We start from the raw sequence: 17,249 nt of genomic DNA, 5'->3' as shown, positions 1-17,249 counted from the left end.
ATGCCTATTGCGCGCCGCGCGCGACGCGCTCGATTTCTTCGCGTACCAGGCGCTCGACCAGCGTCGGCAGGTTGTTGTCCAGCCAATCCTGCAGCATCGGCCGTAGCATCTCCTCGGCCATCTCGTCGAAGGTCTTCTTGCTGCGGCTGGCGAAGGCTTCGGAGAGCTCGCCGAAGGCGGCTGCGACTTGCCGTCCCGTATGTTCCGAAACGATCGCCGGCCGAACCGGAATTGTATCGGCCGGGCGCGCGTGCTCGCTGCGCGAAGGATGAGGCTCGAAAGCCGGCTCGGCAGCGAGATCGTCTTCGAAAGCCTCGACCTCCGCGATTGCTGCCTGCCGATTTTCAGTCTCTGGCTGCCTGATCTCGGGCCGCCGTACTGTCTCAGCCGGTTTTGCCTGATTGCCAACGGCCGCGATTTCGCGGCGCCAATCCGTGACGATCGAGTCGGTGGTTTCCGTCTTTGCCCGCACTGCAGCTTCTGCCCCGACGGCGGGGGCAGGTTCACTGGCTATCCTGGCGCTCACTTCCGCCAGGGTCATCGGAGCATGCGCGGGTGGCGCGGCGGTCGTGGCATTTGCCGCAATGGCCGGCTTCACTGGCGACGGCTCGGAGCGCGGCTCCAGCCGCGCAACCACCGGCTCGGCCAGTTGGGCCTGCACCTCGGCCAGCGTCACCGGCTTCTTGCTTTCGGTCGAGCTGTGCAATTCGCTGCGGAAGGCCTCGACATCCGAAACAGGCCCGGCGGCCGGCACAAGGTCCTGTCGCAACTCATCGGCGTCGCCCTTGCGGCCGGTGTCGCTGTCTTCGATGATCCTCCTGATGGAAGCCAGTATTTCTTCCATGGAAGGTTCGCGCTGTGCGCTGCTTGCCGTCGCCATCGTCACATCCGCCGCCCCCGCGCATGATCCCGAAAATCGATCTTCGATTTTCGAAGAGGATCAGGCGCAAAATCAAAGTTCTACAGCCTCCTTTGCGCATCCATCGGACGCGTGGCGCTGCAGTGACCCGTTCCTGGATTCCTGTCCGGCAAAGCCGGATACGAATCATGGCGACAGCGTAGCCGACGGATCGCCATCCGAGAATCCCCAATCTCGGAAGACGCCGGATTTCAACAATTTAGGCTACAAAAGACAAACGCCGCGCATCCTTGGAAAGCGCGGCGCTACGATACTTTCAATCTTTTGAGCCGCCCAGGTGGGCTCAACGACCGTCCGGCGTACGCAGCCCGATCCATTTGTCCTTGACGGCTCTGTAGTGCTCTTCAGGCTTGTACTTCACCACATTCAACGCCAGGCGATCGGCCGACAGGCGGCCCATTGCCGAAAGGATGGCGTAGCTCGCTACAACCACATCGCGCTCGGAGCTGGCGAGGTCGATCTTTGCCGAGATGACGGCGTTCTGGGCGTTCAACACGTCGAGCGTGGTGCGCTGTCCGACATTGCGCTCCTCGATGACGCCGTTGAGTGCCAACTGTGCGGCCGCGATCACCTGCCGATTAGCGTCGACGCTTTCCCGCGCTGCAATGTATTGCGTCCATGCCGAGGTCACGGCCTGGCGCACCGAGTCACGGCTGACATCCACCTCGATGCGAGCCTGGCTGAGCGATTCCTTCGACTGACGAACGAGTGCGGAGGTACGGCCGCCCGAATAGATCGGAACGGTCAGCGTCGCGCCGACGGTGGCGGCATTGGAGTCGCCGTCCGAATTCCCCGCGCCAGGTACGGTATTTTGATAGGCATGGGAAAGGCCGGCACTGGCAGTCAACTGCGGCAGCAACGCACCTTCCTGCGTCTTTACATCAAATCCCGCTGCATCGACGGAATGTAGGGCGGCCAGGATGGCCGGATGCTCGTTCGATGCAATACCGATCGCCGCCTCGAGACTCCTCGGCAACAGCTTCGCCAACGGCGACGCGGCCTTGAGCTTGCCCGGCTCGTCGCCGACGATCTGATGATAGGTTGCCGCACTGGCCAGAGCCTGCGCACGGGCGGCACTCAATTGCGCCACCGCGGCCGAACGCGACGCGTCGGCCTGCGCCACATCGGTGCGCGTGCCCTCGCCGACCTCGAAGCGCGAGCGTGCCGCGCGCGCCTGCTCGGTCAGGAACTGCAGGTTCTGTTCGGTCAGCACCGCCACCTGGCGGTCGCGAATCACGTCCATATAGGCGCTCGCCGCGTTGAACAGCGTGTTCTCTTCGGTGTTGCGCAGGCCCTCGACCGAGGCCCTCACCTGCGCAGCGGCCGACGCGACCCTGTTCTTGGTCTGAAAGCCGTCGAACAGCGTCTGATCAATCCGAACGCCGAAGCTGCCGGTGGTCAATGCCAGGCTCGCGTTCCTGCCGTTTAGGTGCCTGGAGGTGTAATCGATATCAGCCGAACCAGTGATCACCGGGCGATAGCCCGACTTGGCGATCGCCACGCCCTCATCGGTGACGCGCACGCCGGCACGGGCCGAATTCAGCGAGGAATTGTTCTGGTAGGCCTTGGAAAGCGCGCCGAGAATGGTTTCCGCCGAGGCGGCTATCGGCGAAAGCGCTGTCGCGGAAATGAGGACGGTAACAAACAGACTCTTGGCTAAGGACGGCACTTTATATCCCTCATTCGTTTTGCACGGGAACCACGCCACGCCAGCCCATTCCTAGAGATGGGCCAGCGCCGCGTCGATGTATCGTTCCCCCGCTGACAGCCTCCCGAAACCCCGGTTAACCAATCAGCAACGATTGTTCAATCGCAAGCCAACATGACAGAGTCTTTGCTGCAAGGCAAAATCACTTAGAACTCGAAGGCATGAATGCGTTCAAATCCGGGTAGTGGCTTAATTGCCGCATTAAATGCCCGTCTTCCGGTTACAACCCCCCCTGCATTGAAAAAGAGCCGAGCTACGCCCGCATTGCCCTGCCCTTCCACAGCCACCAGCCGGCCGCCTTCGGCAAGCTGGTCAAGCAGCGCCGCAGGCACTTTCTCGACGCTGCCGCCGATGAGAATCACATTGTAGGGCGCCTTGGCGGCATGACCTAGCGGCAGTGGGCCGGTGACCACGGTGACGTTATCGCAGCCCTGCGCCGAAAGCGCCGCTTTGGCTGCTTCCGCCAGTGTGGTATCGCTTTCCAGCGCCACGACGGATTTGGCCAGCCTGGACAGCAGCGCCGCGGAATAACCGGTGCCGCAGCCGACATCGAGCACCGAATCGCCGGCGTCGATCTCGGCCAACTGCAAAAGCTTGGCCAACGGCGACGGCTCCATGAGGTAGCGCGCACCGCTGCCATCGGCGCCGTCGGAGATGCGGATATCCTCGTCGATATAGGCGAGAGCCTGTCGGCCGGCCCCGACAAAGGCCTCGCGCGGCACGGCAAGCATGGCATCGAGCAATGCTGCGTCGGTCACATCGGTGGTGCGGACCTGGCCGTCGACCATCTTGACGCGAAGTTCGGAGAAATCAGCGCTCATGTCCCAACCAATCCGTCAAAGCCAATGCGCTGAAATGCGCTTGTCGCGCCGACACTGCGGCGCATTCGACCGGAACTCAAGCCCCCGGCATGCGGGAGTTGAAGCGATTGGAGGCCTCGCCCGGAATCGAACCGGGGTGCAAGGATTTGCAGTCCTCTGCGTAACCACTCCGCCACGAGGCCTCATCGCTCCCGGCGAGCGAACTCAATATGGTGGCAGCGAAAGGTCGTCAAGCGTCCGCGCGGCATTCCGGCGCGCTTTCCTCATCAGCCGCCGCAACGTGGTTCCCGAGCGGTTTCAGCGCTTGGCGCACCGGCATATTGGCCGCTCCTCAAGCATGGCTGCGCGACCGGCGAAACTCGAACCCGCGGCTTTATGCAGCGGGTGCAAACTGGCTTCCACCGTAAACGCGCGGCTGACACCAGGGCTGCCGTTCTCAAGGAGATATTCGAGGGGAAGGTCTGCGAGGGGCTGGAAGCGAAGCGTCCGCTGAACCGGGACCGCGCGCCATCGCTTTCAATTTGGCCGGCGACGCCGTTCCCACCAGACGACGAACCGGCGCCGCAGGCGGCGCACCGCGGCAAATTCGTAGGAAAGCACCAAAAGGCCGAGCGGAATCATCCAGAAGCCGAGAATCGGGAGGAAACCGAGAAGGCCGAAAAACACCAGCACGATACCGATGGCGATCCTCAGCCCGCGCGAGCGCGGCATGGTGAACTCGCGCCCGAACACCGAGATTTTCCGCGCCGGTGCCTGGTTTTCGTCTGCTGCAGTCATGTCGAAAGTCGATCCGGTTGCCTTCGATAAAGCCATATGCGCTAAAGGCTGCAATCGCCTTTCAGGTTCCGCCGACCAAGGTCCGACGGCGCCCAAGACGGCTCATATGTGGTGTCATCCGGCGATTGCCAGAAACCATTGGGTGAAAATGCGCTAAAAAATGCGAAATGCTTCTTTGCAAAGCCGAAAAGGGTTTGCTATAGGCTGCGCCACTCACATGAGAGCCTCTATTCCCCGGTAGCTCAGTGGTAGAGCAACCGGCTGTTAACCGGTTGGTCGCTGGTTCGAATCCGGCCCGGGGAGCCACCGCCTTTTCTAAGCCGTGGTGCGATCTTGTACACTACAGCGCCATTGTCCGCGCACTTCGGTCCGCTTAGCTTCTGCCAGAACGGCTGGTAACAGCTACGAAGCCGATCGAGGCAGTTTGGTGGGCATCGCGCCCCTGCCCTCGCCCGAAGGCAGCCTGATAACGCCCGGTATCACCTATGAAAATACCAAATCGGGAGGACGTTGGTGCAAACCAAGAAGATCATCAATGACGGCAATCGGGCCGTCGACGAGATGCTGGAAGGCATCCTGGCTGCGCATCCCCGCCATCTCAAAGCCGTTGACGGAAGCCCGCGCTCGATCATCGCCCGCGATGGACCGCGCCAAGGCAAGGTAGGCCTCGTCATTGGTGGCGGCTCGGGCCACGAGCCGAGTTTTCTCGGCTTCGTCGGCAAGGGGCTGGCCGACGCGGCGGCGATCGGCAATGTCTTCGCCTCTCCGCCGCCCGACCCGATCCTCGAATGCGCCAAGGCGGCGAGCGGCGGCGCCGGTGTGCTGTTCATGTACGGCAACTATGCCGGCGACGTCATGAATTTCGACATGGCGGCCGAGATGGCCGCGATGGACGACATCGAGGTGCGCACGGTGCTGAGCACCGACGACGTCGCTTCCGCGCCCGTTGGTGACAGGCACAAGCGGCGCGGTGTCGCAGGGAACTTCTTCATCTTCAAGGCGGCAGGCGCCGCCTGCGACCGCATGTTGTCTTTCGATGAATGCGAACGCATTGCCGGGAAAGCCAACGACCACACCTTTACCATGGGCGTCGCATTGGCGCCCTGTTCGTTGCCGCAAACCCGCCGGCCGAATTTCGAAATCGGACCCGACGAGATGGAGATCGGCATGGGCATCCATGGCGAACCCGGCATCGCACGCGGAAAACTCAAAACGGCCGACGAGATCACCGACGAAATGCTGGACAGGATTCTCGCCGAGATGGCGCCGGCACGCGGCGAGAAGGTCGCCGTGCTGGTCAATTCGCTGGGTTCGACACCGCTGATGGAACTCTACATCATGAACCGGCGCGTGAAGCAGCGGCTTGACGATATCGGTGTATCCATTCACGCAAGCTGGGTCGGCAATTACTGCACCTCGCTCGAAATGGCCGGCGCTTCGATCACGCTGCACCACCTCGACGACGAGTTGCAAACGATGCTCGACCACCCTTGCGACTGCGCCATGTTTCGCGCCGGGTAAACTGGGGACGGCAAGGAACAACAGATGACAACAATCGACACCACCCGCCTTGCCGCGATGTTCGTTGCCATCGCCGACGCCATGTCAGCCGACCGGGACCGGTTGTGCGCGCTTGACGGGGTGATCGGCGATGCCGACCACGGCATTGCCATGGAGTTGGGATTTGCCGCGGCACGCGACGCGGTGGCCGCATTGGACGACGGGACCACCGATCCGACCATCTTGCTGAACACGGCGGCGAAGTCGTTCCTCAACGCCGTCGGCGCCTCCTCGGGCCCGCTCTATGCCACGGCATTCATGCGCGGCGCGGCCGCCGTCAAGGGCAAGGCGACGCTCGACGACGCCGACGCGGTCGCTATGTTCCAAGCGATGGCCAGAGGCATTCAGGATCGCGGCAACGCCGAGCCTGGCGAAAAGACGATGATCGATGCGTGGGCGCCGGCCGCGAGGGCTGCGGGCGAGGCACTGGCCGCCGGCAAGGGGCTGGCCGGCAGCCTCGCGGCTGCAGCCGAGGCGGCAAAGGTCGGCGCGGAGGCGACCAAGACGATGATCGCCACCAAGGGCCGGGCCTCCCGCCTCGGCGAACGCTCGCTTGGCCATATGGATCCAGGCGCGGCGTCCGCCGTAACTGTGATCGAGGCGATGCGGATCGCCTTGACCGGCTAGGTCGGGAGCGGATCCTCAGCGCTTCGCGTCGAGCTTGTCGACAGCCTGCACGTTGGCGGCAGAGGGACCGTTCGGATCGAACTCCGAGGCCAGCCAGGCGTCGGCGATCGATTTGGCCAGTTCGGGGCCGATGACGCGCGCACCCATGGTGATGATCTGGGCATTGTTGGATTTCGCAGCGCGTTCCGCCGAATAGGTGTCGTGGGTTAGCGCGGCACGGATTCCGGGCACCTTGTTGGCCGAGATGCTGACGCCGATGCCGGTGCCGCAAAACAGGATGGCGCGGTCGTAATTGCCGTCGACAATTTCGTGGCCGACCGCAGCGGCAATATCGGCGTAGAATCCGGCCTGGCTGAGATCGACGACCTGCAGTTCTGGCTTGGTGGCGAGATGCTTGGCGATGACATCGAGCAGCGGCTTGCCGGCGCTGTCGGCTCCGAGTGCGATCTTCATGGCAATTAACTCCTTCGTTTTCGTGGTCAGCGCGCAATGGCGGCCGACGCCTTTTTGAGAATGTCGATATAGCCTTCCGCTTGCCATGCCGAGCGGCCGATGAACAGCCCATCGATATGCGGCTGGCCGATCAGTTCGGCCGCGTTGCCGGGATTGACGCTGCCGCCGTAGAGCACAAGCGGGGCGGTCGGCAACCGGGTTGCTGCGACCTGCTTGATCAGCGCCTGCTGCTTGTCGGCATAGTCGGCGCTGGCCGGAATGCCTTTCTCGCCGATCGCCCACACCGGTTCATAGGCAAAGAGTATCTCTGCCGACAACTCATTGTTTGCGAGACCCTGCAGCGCGCCCAAAACCTGCGCGGTCAGGATTTCGTCGGCGCGGCCGCCCTCGCGCTCGGCCAGCGTCTCGCCGACACAAATCAAGGGTACGAAGCCGTGCTTGACTGCCGCTGCGGTTTTCAGTCCCACGATCTTGTCCGTCTCGCCAAAATGCTCACGGCGCTCGCTATGGCCGAGTTCGATCAGGTCGAGCCCACAATCCCTCAGCATCACCGGCGAAATCTCGCCCGTCCAGGCACCGGCATCGGCCCAATGCATGTTCTGGGCGCCGACCTTGACGCGGGTGTTGGCGAGCGCCGCCTTGACCTGCCGCACCGCGGTGAAGGGGGGAATGACGAAAGGCTGTATCGCCGGATCGAAGCCCGGCACGAACGCCGCCAATGCCTCGGCGAACTGCAGCGCCTCCGCCAGCGTCTTGTTCATCTTCCAGCTCGTGCCGACCCAATATGGGGCCATTCTTCTCTCCTTCGATCCGAAATTCGAATGATGCGTGTTTCCGGGTCTGCGCCGGCCTTCGGGCCGGCGGTTTGCCTCAAGCGCGAGGCTTGAGACTTTCGCGGCCGCTGTCGATGTAAGGCGCCCAGAAATCCACCGACTCACGGATCATTGCAATAACCTGATGATCGACCGGTTCCCTCTCCCGGAAGGAAAGTTCAAGGCAGATTTCATTGTCGGTTCCGCCACCCGCCCGCACGGCGTCGAGCAGCTTCTGCGGGATGATGCGGCCATCCTTGTTGTAGGCGGCGGTGAACGGCCAGTGCCCGCCCTTGTTCATCGACGATTGCTTGATGTGGATGATCGGCGATTGCAACGGGAACGCTTTCGCCCAGGCATAGGGATCGGTGTCGTCAGGACTGGGCGAGGTCACGTCGCCATGGTCGATGTCGACCATCATCTGCATCGGGATCGGCAGCTTGGCCGCATCGATGGCGCCCTGCAATTCGACGCAGCTTTCGATCGTGTGGCCAAACTCGCGCCCGACCGACATCGGTTCCCAGAAAAGGTAGGTCAGGCCCGCCGCCTTGGCGTGCTCGGCCACTTCGCGCCAGCATTCGAGCGCGATGTCGAGAAGCGCCGCGCGCCGCTGCGGATCGTCAAAATCCTTGTAGGTGAATATGGCGAACTGCGTGCCCATGCCCGACGCGCCGAGTTCGGCGGAGATGTCGGCGAAGGTCTTGAACCAATCGACATAATAGCGGCGCACATCCGCGTCCGGATGGCCGAAATGATTGAGCCGGCCATAGGGACCGGTCATACCCGAAGTGATCCGCACGCCGGTCCGCGCCAGGGCGCTGTTGAACAGGCGAACGAACTTGGCGATCGTTGCCGCCGGCCAGCCCGGATTGACGAATTCATGCGTCAGTTGCACGTCGCGGATGCCGATGCCATAGGCAATGGCGTCGATCAGATCGTCGGGATCGGCGAAGCGATTGACCAGCGGGTTGGTGTTCAGCGAAAGCGTGAAGGCCATCAGTTCACCGCCGCCATTGTCTTTGTGCACCAGTCTTCGAATGTTTTCCGCTCGGCCGCATTGATATGCAGCCCGTGTTTGGTCCGGCGTTCGAGAACGTCGGCGGCGGTCATCGCCCATTCGGTCTCGAACAGGAAGACAGCTTCGAGCTCATAGAAATCCGGGCCGAAACGACGGCCGAGATCGGCTTCGCCTTTTACGCCTTTCAGCAAGGCGCGCGTGCGCGTGCCGTAGCTGCGGGCATAGTGCTTCACCAGCGACGGGCTAAGCCACGAAAACTCGGCGTGCAGATCGCCCAGGAACTGCTGGAAATCCGCGTTGGGCAGGTCGCCTCCCGGCAGGGGAATTTTGGCTGTCCAGGCCTTCTTCATGGTCGGAAAGAAGGGCTGGATCTTTTCCAGCGCATGTTCGGACAGTTTGCGGAAGGTGGTGATCTTGCCGCCGAACACAGAAAGCAGCGGCGCGCCACCGTTCGGGGCGTCGAGTTCGAAGATGTAGTCGCGCGTCACCGCGCTCGGGTTGTCGGCATTGTCGTCATAGAGCGGCCGCACGCCCGAGAAACTGTAGACCACGTCCTGCGCGGTGAGTTGGCGCTTGAAGTAGCGGTTGACCACCTTGATCAGATAATCGATTTCGCTGGCTTCGGCCGCCACTAGCTCAGGCCTGCCTTCATAGGGTATGTCGGTGGTGCCGATCAGCGCCAGATCATTCTCATACGGATTGACGAAAATCACCCGCTTGTCGTTGTTCTGGATCAGATAGGCCTGCCGTCCCTCCCAGAATTTTGGCACGACGATATGGCTTCCTTTTACCAGGCGAACGTTGCGGGTGGAATTCTGTCCGGCGACGCGGCTGACGATGTCATTCACCCATGGCCCGGCCGCGTTGACCAACCCGCGTGCGCGGACCCTCGTCACAGCGCCCGTGCGGCCGTCCTGCATGTCGATCGACCACAGGCCGTCTTCGCGCCAGGCAGCAATACAGGCAGTGCGAGTGAAGACTTTTGCTCCGCGCTGACTGGCATCGAGCGCATTGAGCAGCACCAGCCTGGCGTCATCGACCCAGCAGTCGGAATATTCGAAGCCACGCTTGAATTCGTCCCTGATCGGCGCCCCTTCCGGCGCCGTTCTCAGGTTCAGTGTCCTCGTTCCCGGCAGCCGCTTGCGGCCGCCAAGATGGTCGTAGAGAAACAGCCCGAGCCGCACCAGCCATGCCGGCCGGTCCTCGGGGCTGTGCGGCAGCACGAAACGCATTGGCCAGATGATGTGCGGCGCCGCCTCAAGCAGCACCTCGCGCTCGATCAGCGCTTCGCGCACCAGCCGGAACTCGTGATATTCGAGATAGCGCAGGCCGCCATGCACCAGCTTGCCGGAACGCGAGCTGGTGCCTTGCGCCAGATCGTCCTTCTCGCACAGGATGACCGACAGCCCGCGACCCGCGGCATCGCGCGCTATGCCGGCGCCGTTGACGCCACCGCCGATCACGAAGAGATCGACAATATCCGTTGTATCGCTCAAGACTTAGCTCCTGTGCGGTGCGCCATCGATTTCCACACCGGATGCAGCGCCTGACGCGCCGCGACAAAAGACGGAAACAGCGCATCGTAGGTTTGCGAAAGCGCCTCGTCATAGGCGTCGCATTCGCCCAGAAGCGGCGTCACCCATTCGGCGCAGCAATCATCCATCGAGCGATAAAAGCCGAGCCCGACCGCGGCCATCATCGCCGCACCCGCGGCACCTGCTTCTTGGCGGCTGCTGGTTCTGACCTGCGCGCGGGTTGCCGCGGCGATAATACGGCGCAGCGACGGACTGCGCGCCGCGCCGCCAGACAGGCGGATCTCGCTGGGCATGCTGCCCATGGCCTGGTAGCAATCGCGGGCCGCGAAGGCCAATCCCTCGAGAACGGCGCGCGCCAGATCGCCAAAACCGTGCTTGACCGAGAGGCCGATGAAGCCCGCGCGTGCGTCGGGGTCAACGAACGGTCCGCGTTCGCCGGCGAGCGAGATATAGGGCTGATAGACCAGCGATCCCGGCTCCGATCCTTCGACCCAGACATCGAGCGCTTTCAGCAGCTCGTCGCGCGAAGGTTTTGCGCCGCTGGCGGTCAGCACGTCGCGCGCCAGGCCAAGCAGCCAGTCGATGTTGAGCGTCGCCGCCATATTGGATTGCAGCTGCGCATAGGCGCCCGGAACCGGCATGGCGATCGTGTAGCCGGAGGCATTGTCGTTGAGGACGACATCATCAGGAGTGCGCGCTAGGCGTGTGTGGATGCCGGTCGAGCCGATGACCGTGCAGCCGACATTGCCGCTTGGATCATAGAGGCCGGCGCCGAGCGCGGTGCTGACCATGTCGACGTAGCCCAGCACCACCGGCGTGCCCGCAAGCAGGCCGGTCTCGCCTGCTGCCGACGCAGAAAGCGGATGATGGTCGGTCGTGCCTTCGAGCATGGGGGGCAGCAGGCGGCGGTGCGACGTCAGATCCAGAATGTCGAGCACCTCGTCGGAATAGCTGCGCGCGCGGAAATCGCCGAAGGTGAATGTTCCCTCCGAAGGATCGGTGGCGCGCTCGCCGGTCATCTTGAAATAGAGCCAGTCCTTGCAGTGAAAGGCAGTGGCGGCGCGCTCCAGGATTTCCGGGCTGTTTTTCTTCAGCCAGCTGAGCTGAGCGCCCTGCTGGCAGGCGTTGAGCCCGGTGCCGGTGATCTCGAACCGCGTGCGATCCCGGGGATCGCCGCGCATCTCGTCCACCAGATGTCCGGCGCGCGCATCGAGCCAGAGCCACGCGCGCCCGACCGGCATGCCGTCGCCATCGATCAGCCAGGTGCCGTCGCCCTGCCCGGTGACCGCGACGGCCGCGGTTCGCCGCGCGAGGTCTGGAATTTTCGTCGCCAGATCGAGAACGGTCAGCACCATGTCGCGCCAGGTCTGATTAAGGTCCTGTTCGGCGCCGCCGCCTTCCAGCGTGACGAAGCTGTTGGTCACCGATGCCATGGCGAGCTGCCGCCCCGATAGATCGAAAGCGACCGATTTGATCACGGACGTTCCCGCGTCGATCCCGATCAGCAGGTCTTTCATGCCGCAAGTTCCGGATGGTTATGAAGGCAAGTCACAAGGAGCAGTCTTTGTTGTCTCGAAGCCATGGAAGAGCCAGGGAGTGTCCGCGAAGGACACCCCTGAGCAGGTTTTTATTCCGACAGCACGAAGGGTGCGGTGTACTTGTCCACATTGTCCTTGGTGATGAGCAGGCAATCGAACAGTTGCTTCTCGCTGGTGGCGCCGGTAGCGCCCGTCTTGATGAACGAGTCGGCCTGCTGCACGGCCTTGGCCGAGAAGATGGCCACCGGCTGAAGCACGGTGTACTGCAGTTCGCCGGACTTGATGGCCGCAACCGCATCCGGGGAGCCGTCAAAGCCGCCGACCTTGATGCCGGCGAGCTTGCCGGCTTCCTTCAGCGCCGCAACCGCGCCAAGCGCCATTTCGTCGTTGCCGCTGATCACCGCGATGATGTCGGGATTGGCCTGCAGCATGCTCTGCATCTTGTCGTGTCCCTGGGTACGATCCCAGTTGGCGACCTGCGAAGCGGCCTTTTCGAGATCCGGATACTGGCTCAGCACAGTCGCGTAGCCGTTCGAGCGCGTGGCGGCGTTGTTGTCCGAGGGGGCGCCGAGCAGTTCGACATACTTGCCCTTTTCACCGACCGCCTGCACCCACTGCTGGGCGCCGAGAGCCGCACCCTGGGCGTTGTTGGAGACGAGCTGTCCCTTGGCAAGACCTTCCTGGTTGATCTCGGCATTGACGAGGAAAACCGGGATGTTGGCGGCAATCGCCTTCTTCACCGCGCCGACCGAACCATCGGCATTGGCCGGGTCGAGGATGATCGCCACCGACTTGTTGGTGATGGCGGTGTCGATCAGATTGCTTTCGGTATTGGTGTCGCCCTTGTGGGCGGCGACGTTGGCTGTATAGCCAAGCTTTTCGGCTTCGGCCTTGGCGACGTTGCCTTCGGTCAGCCAGTAGGGGTTGGCCGGATCGTTGACGATGATCGAGATCAGGCCCGCGGCCGATGCGGCTGCGCTAAACCCGACCACCATCGCGGCGGCAAGCAAACTTCTAAGCACGATTTTCATGTACATTCCTCCAATGATTTTACGCGGTCTTGCTGCCAGTCAGCTGGCAGTCTTCCCTTGGGCAGGATTGGCCGGTTCGGCCTTCCCCCGTTTCTGAGAAGTCGGTTGGCCGCCCGTCGAAGCTGGAAGCTTGCTACGGCGGCGATACTGAACGGCATTGAGGAGCACGGCGAGCACGATGACGGCGCCGGTGAACACTGTCTGCCAGTAGGATGAGATGCCGATGATCACCAGACCATCGGATAGGAAGCCGATGACGAAGGCTCCGAGCAAGGTGCCGCGAATGTTGCCGCGCCCGCCGGTGAGTGCGGCGCCGCCGATGACCACGGCGGCGATGGCCGTCAGTTCGTAGGTGGTGCCGGCGGTCGGCCCGGCCGAGGTCAGCTGCGAGGACAGGATCAGGCCGGCAATGGCGGCGCAGATGCCCGACAGCACATAGACCGAAATCTGCACGGTCTTGACCGGAACGCCGGAGAGTTCGGCGGCGCGCTCATTGCCGCCCGAGGCGTAGAGCCAGCGTCCAAAGGCGGTGCGGTTCAGGACGATGCTGCCGATCAGCGCGATAACCGCCAGCACCACCACGCCGGTCGGCACGCCGAACAGGCGGTTGAAGCCGAGAGCATCGAAACCGGTGTTGCCCAACTCCGGCTTGCCGCCGAGATTGTTGTAGGTCAGGCCGCTGGTCATCAGCAGTGCCAGGCCGCGCGCCATGTACATGACGCCGAGCGTGGCGACGAAGGCCGGAACCTTGAACCGCGCGATCAGCACGCCGTTGATAAGCCCGACGGCCGCACCCAGCATGCAGGCCAGCACCGCGACCATCCAGACCGGCGGGTAGAGAACGACGCCCAGCCAGGTCAGCGTCACGCCCTGCATCAGAAACCCAGCGACGACGCCGGCAAGCCCGAGCGTCGACCCCACCGACAGGTCGATGCCGCCATTGAGGATGACCAGCAGCATGCCGACGGCGAGAATCCCGAAGATGGCGACATGCGAGGCCATGGTCAGGAAATTCGCCACCGAGAGGTAATAGGGCGACAGGATCGAGAAGACGACAATGATGACGATCAGGGCAAAGAAGGCCCGGCCTTCGAGCAGCAGCTTGGCCACGTCGAAGCCCTCGCCGCCCGCATTGGGGCTGGACTGTTTGCTGGCCTGGCTGACATCGCTCATGGGTCGGGGCTCCGAAATTCTATGGTCAGGCGACCACGGCTTCGCCGGAGGCGGCCATGATCTGCTCTTTGGTGGCGTTGGCGCCGAATTCGGCTGAAATCTTGCCGCGCCGCATCACGACGATGCGATGGGCGATGCTGAGGCACTCATTGACCTCCGAGGTCGAGAAGACGACCGCCAGGCCTTGCGCGGCACGCTCGCTGAGCAAGCGAAAGACTTCGGCCTTGGCGCCGACATCGATGCCGCGGCTCGGCTCGTCGAGAAGGATGACCTTGGGATCTGTCGTCAGCATCTTGCCGATGACGACCTTCTGCTGGTTGCCGCCCGACAGCGATCCGATCATGGCGTTGCCGCCCGCGGTCTTGATGGTCACCTTGCGGATCGAATCGTCGATCAGTGCGCGTTCCCTCGGCCGGGAGAGGAACAGGCCTTTCGCGAACGCCTCGATGCTGGCAAGCGACAGATTGCGGCCGACGGTCATGGTCTGAACCAGGCCGTCGCGCTGGCGATCCTCGGGGACCAGAACCAGACCTCGGGCGATGCGCTGGGCAATGGTCAGCCCCGAAACGTCCTCACCCTCCAGCAGCGCCCGCCCGCCCGCCATGGGCACACGGCCGGCGACGGCCTCCAGCAATTCCGTGCGGCCCGCGCCCATCAGCCCATAGATGCAGACGATCTCGCCCGCTTTGACATCCAGCGACAGATGATCGACGACGTAGCCTGAACCCGAAGCGTCGGTGACGCTGACATCCTCGATCGACAGCGCGACCTCACCAAACGCATGGCCGGTCGGCGGCGAGCCGAGGTCGAAATTCTCACCCACCATGTTGCGGACGATCCATTCGAGGTCGATGTCCTTGGCTTCGGCCGTCGCCGTGATCGCCCCGTCACGCAGCACGACGGCGTAGTCGGTGATCTGCAGCGCCTCTTCGAGGTGATGCGAGATGTAGACGATGGAGACACCGCGGCTGGTCAGATCGCGGATCACCTTGAACAGCACTTCGACCTCCGTGGCGCTCAGCGCGGAGGTCGGCTCGTCCATAATCAGGATGCGGCTGTCGACCGATAGCGCGCGTGCGATCTCGACGATCTGCTGCTGCCCCAGGCGCAGGTCCTCCACCAAGGTCATCGGATCGATGTCTTCTTCGAGGTCGGCCATCAGCGCCCGCGCTTGGCGCGACTCCTCGGCGAAGTCGAGGCCGGTTCTGGTGCGCAGTTCGCGGCCCATGAAGATGTTGTCGCGAACGCTGAGGTTCGGCGCCAGGCTGAGCTCCTGGTGGATGATCGAAATGCCGCGATCGCGCGCGTCTGAAGACGAGGCAAAGCTGACGAGATTGCCGTCGAGTACGATGTCGCCGGATGTCGGCGTCACCACGCCGGACAGGATCTTCATCAGCGTCGATTTGCCGGCGCCATTCTCTCCGAACAGGGTGGTGACCTTGCCGCGATGGATGTCGAAATTGACGCCCTTGAGCGCGTGGACGCCGCCATACGACATGACGACATTGCGCGCCGAAAGCACGGCATCGCCAGTCGCGGGTTCTGTGCCGGCAGCCATTGTCATTTGACGTCCAGCCTCACCGGTGTGACCAGCCAGCTCTTCGGATTGACCAGCTTGAAGACGCCGACCACCGCTATTGTCTTGCCGGTCAAGGCGCTGGTGTCGACTTTCGCCAGCACCTCCTTCTTCATCTCGTTGTTCAGCGCCGAGCCGGCGTCCTGATACTCGATCTGGTTGGTGAACTGACCAAAGGTGATCTTGCCGGTGGCGTCGCGAAGCTCGGTGCCGTTGATCGCCGGCCCAGTCTGTACGCGGACGGTCAACGTGTCCGGCAAACCGTCGACGGCGACCTTGTAGATGCCCGATTTTCCCTCGCCGACGACGCAGGTGAACTTGACCGAGATGACCGGTCCGACTCCCGCCGGCACGCCATATTCCTTTTCGGCCGTCGCCCTGTCCTTGGCGATCGCCGTCGCCACCGTCGCGGCGTCGGCGGCACGCGCTTCGACATCGGCTTGCACCTTGGGGAATTCAGATTTGCCGTAGTCGGCCGCCGAAAACACGGCGTTGCGGACATCGCCGGCAGAGCCGATCTTGATCACCTTGGTGTCGAGCGCCATGGCGCCGAGCAGAACCACAACCGCGGCGCCGGCAAGCACCCGGCGCAAGCGGGGCGAAGCTTGCCGGGCGGTGGCAGCCTTCGCGCTCATGATGCAACCACCAGCGATTTTCCGTTGTCACGCATTCGAAGTTCCTCCGTTCACGCGGCGCTTCGCGGTCCCGGCTGCATCGTCGAGCTCGACCAGCGCGCGGGCCGTGCATTCGTCGGTGATCAGGCCGCTGAGATAACGGCTTTCGAGTACTGCCTTGATGGCGCGCACCTTCACCTTGCCGCCGGCGACGGCAACGATCCTGCGGCCCTTCAACTGATCCCGCGGAAGCGCCAGTATTCTTTCCGACAGCGCCGTTTCGACCGGACCACCCTTGTCGTCGAAGAAATGCGCCAGCAATTCACCAACGCCGCCGTCCCGCTTGACCTCATCGATTTCGGAAGGCTCGATCATGCCGGTGGCGACCAGCGACGCCTCCCGCTCGGCCGTGCCTATTCCGACGAACATCAGGTCGGACCGGCTGGCGAGAGCGAACACATCGCTGATGCCGCGTTGGCCAAGCAGCACTTCACGGTCCTCGGCGGTATTGGCGACAAAAGGCACCGGCATCACAAAGGCCTGCGCGCCTGTCCGCTCTGCCAGGCGATGCATGACGTCGTGCGGGTTGGCGGCGAATTTGCGCGTCACGCCGCCAAGCAGCGAGACGAAACGGATGTGAGCAGCAGTTGCGCGCGTCAGATATTCGACGCTGGCGGCAAGCGTGCGGCCATGGCCGACGCCGATCAGCATGTCTTCGCCGCGATCGATTTCGCGCTTCAGGAACTGGGCGCCTGCAATGCCCAGCCCCTTCAGCGGCAGTTCGTCCTGATCGAGATCGGGAACCACCTCGCAATAGTGGAGCCCAAAGGCGGCGATCAGGCGCTGTTCCAGGTCGACGCATTCGGCGACGTCGCCGTCGATGAAGACCCTGACCAGACCTTCCTGGTTGGCCTTGGTGATCAGCCTATGCGCCTTGAGGCTGGTCAGGCCAAGCCGCTTGGCCACCTGGGCCTGGGTCAGACCACCGGCATAGTGCAGCCAGGCCGCGCGCGTGGCGAGGCTGGATTCATGGTCGCGGTTTGCGCTTCCGCCGGAATTCAAGCTATCCCCTCCCCAGGGTGATAAT

17 protein-coding genes and 2 tRNA genes are annotated in these 17,249 nt (G+C 63.1%); 4 read left to right on the top strand and 15 right to left on the bottom strand.

The annotated features are described in order from the left end of the window. Window positions 1-4: 4 nt before the first annotated feature. A complete protein-coding gene (locus NKL04_RS05725; RefSeq protein WP_023681664.1) occupies window positions 5-880 on the bottom strand; it encodes a PopZ family protein in 876 nt (291 codons plus the stop codon). On the opposite strand from NKL04_RS05725, the gene NKL04_RS05720 reads away from it, so the two are divergent. After that, on the top strand, window positions 822-1,187 hold the full coding sequence (locus tag NKL04_RS05720) for a hypothetical protein (RefSeq protein ID WP_198029317.1): 366 nt from the start codon (window positions 822-824) through the stop codon (window positions 1,185-1,187). The genes NKL04_RS05725 and NKL04_RS05720 overlap by 59 nt on opposite strands. Window positions 1,188-1,202: 15 nt before the next feature. Here NKL04_RS05720 and NKL04_RS05715 read toward each other — a convergent pair whose 3' ends face one another. From NKL04_RS05715 to NKL04_RS05700, 4 genes are all read right to left on the bottom strand, one after another. Then, window positions 1,203-2,588 (bottom strand): TolC family outer membrane protein, encoded by a 1,386-nt coding sequence (locus NKL04_RS05715; RefSeq protein WP_023667706.1) that lies wholly within the window; start codon window positions 2,586-2,588, stop codon window positions 1,203-1,205. A gap of 185 nt (window positions 2,589-2,773) precedes the next feature. Next, entirely contained in the window at window positions 2,774-3,448 is a 675-nt protein-coding gene (locus NKL04_RS05710; protein ID WP_023701682.1) for a protein-L-isoaspartate O-methyltransferase family protein, read from the bottom strand. Window positions 3,449-3,556: 108 nt separating this feature from the next. Beyond that, window positions 3,557-3,630 (bottom strand) — tRNA-Cys (locus tag NKL04_RS05705). 334 nt (window positions 3,631-3,964) lie between these two features. Further along, complete coding sequence (locus NKL04_RS05700; RefSeq protein ID WP_027050334.1) at window positions 3,965-4,225, bottom strand: PGPGW domain-containing protein; 261 nt, start codon at window positions 4,223-4,225, stop codon at window positions 3,965-3,967. A 231-nt stretch (window positions 4,226-4,456) separates the two neighbouring features. On the opposite strand from NKL04_RS05700, the gene NKL04_RS05695 reads away from it, so the two are divergent. The 3 genes from NKL04_RS05695 to dhaL all read left to right on the top strand — a co-directional run bounded on the left by NKL04_RS05695 (window position 4,457) and on the right by dhaL (window position 6,412). After that, window positions 4,457-4,531, top strand: a tRNA-Asn gene (locus NKL04_RS05695). A gap of 207 nt (window positions 4,532-4,738) precedes the next feature. After that, window positions 4,739-5,746: a dihydroxyacetone kinase subunit DhaK gene (locus NKL04_RS05690; protein ID WP_023667709.1), complete on the top strand. Its 1,008-nt coding sequence runs from the start codon at window positions 4,739-4,741 to the stop codon at window positions 5,744-5,746. Window positions 5,747-5,770: 24 nt separating this feature from the next. Continuing rightward, window positions 5,771-6,412: a dihydroxyacetone kinase subunit DhaL gene (dhaL, locus tag NKL04_RS05685; RefSeq protein ID WP_023701684.1), complete on the top strand. Its 642-nt coding sequence runs from the start codon at window positions 5,771-5,773 to the stop codon at window positions 6,410-6,412. A 15-nt stretch (window positions 6,413-6,427) separates the two neighbouring features. On the opposite strand, the gene derI is transcribed toward dhaL, so the two are convergent. From derI to NKL04_RS05635, 10 genes are all read right to left on the bottom strand, one after another. Beyond that, complete coding sequence (gene derI / locus NKL04_RS05680; RefSeq protein ID WP_023672592.1) at window positions 6,428-6,865, bottom strand: D-erythrulose-4-phosphate isomerase; 438 nt, start codon at window positions 6,863-6,865, stop codon at window positions 6,428-6,430. Between the two features lie 26 nt (window positions 6,866-6,891). Then, the gene (locus tag NKL04_RS05675; protein WP_023701685.1) at window positions 6,892-7,659 is read right to left on the bottom strand and encodes a triose-phosphate isomerase; all 768 of its coding nucleotides are present in this window, start codon (window positions 7,657-7,659) and stop codon (window positions 6,892-6,894) included. 76 nt (window positions 7,660-7,735) lie between these two features. Then, window positions 7,736-8,674, bottom strand: coding sequence for a sugar phosphate isomerase/epimerase family protein (locus NKL04_RS05670; protein WP_023701686.1), 939 nt, complete (start codon window positions 8,672-8,674; stop codon window positions 7,736-7,738). Then, window positions 8,674-10,191 (bottom strand): glycerol-3-phosphate dehydrogenase, encoded by a 1,518-nt coding sequence (locus NKL04_RS05665; RefSeq protein WP_023701687.1) that lies wholly within the window; start codon window positions 10,189-10,191, stop codon window positions 8,674-8,676. Before NKL04_RS05665 ends, NKL04_RS05670 begins: the two co-directional genes overlap by 1 nt. Beyond that, window positions 10,188-11,747 carry an FGGY-family carbohydrate kinase gene (locus NKL04_RS05660; protein WP_023672596.1) on the bottom strand — a complete coding sequence of 520 codons (1,560 nt, stop codon included), beginning with the start codon at window positions 11,745-11,747 and terminating at the stop codon, window positions 10,188-10,190. The genes NKL04_RS05665 and NKL04_RS05660 overlap by 4 nt, the downstream gene beginning before the upstream one ends. A 110-nt stretch (window positions 11,748-11,857) precedes the next feature. Next, window positions 11,858-12,799 (bottom strand): D-ribose ABC transporter substrate-binding protein, encoded by a 942-nt coding sequence (locus NKL04_RS05655; protein WP_081726801.1) that lies wholly within the window; start codon window positions 12,797-12,799, stop codon window positions 11,858-11,860. Window positions 12,800-12,838: 39 nt separating this feature from the next. Then, window positions 12,839-13,972 (bottom strand): ABC transporter permease, encoded by a 1,134-nt coding sequence (locus NKL04_RS05650; RefSeq protein WP_023672598.1) that lies wholly within the window; start codon window positions 13,970-13,972, stop codon window positions 12,839-12,841. Between the two features lie 25 nt (window positions 13,973-13,997). Continuing rightward, window positions 13,998-15,536 (bottom strand): sugar ABC transporter ATP-binding protein, encoded by a 1,539-nt coding sequence (locus NKL04_RS05645; protein ID WP_023701688.1) that lies wholly within the window; start codon window positions 15,534-15,536, stop codon window positions 13,998-14,000. Then, on the bottom strand, window positions 15,533-16,183 hold the full coding sequence (locus NKL04_RS05640) for a DUF2291 domain-containing protein (protein ID WP_023701689.1): 651 nt from the start codon (window positions 16,181-16,183) through the stop codon (window positions 15,533-15,535). The genes NKL04_RS05645 and NKL04_RS05640 overlap by 4 nt, the downstream gene beginning before the upstream one ends. Window positions 16,184-16,210: 27 nt before the next feature. Next, window positions 16,211-17,224 carry a sugar-binding transcriptional regulator gene (locus tag NKL04_RS05635; RefSeq protein ID WP_023701690.1) on the bottom strand — a complete coding sequence of 338 codons (1,014 nt, stop codon included), beginning with the start codon at window positions 17,222-17,224 and terminating at the stop codon, window positions 16,211-16,213. Between the last annotated feature and the right edge of the window lie 25 nt (window positions 17,225-17,249).

Source organism: Mesorhizobium sp. C264A (assembly GCF_040324515.1).
Lineage (GTDB): Bacteria > Pseudomonadota > Alphaproteobacteria > Rhizobiales > Rhizobiaceae > Mesorhizobium.
This window is presented reverse-complemented; position numbering and strand designations above follow the sequence as displayed.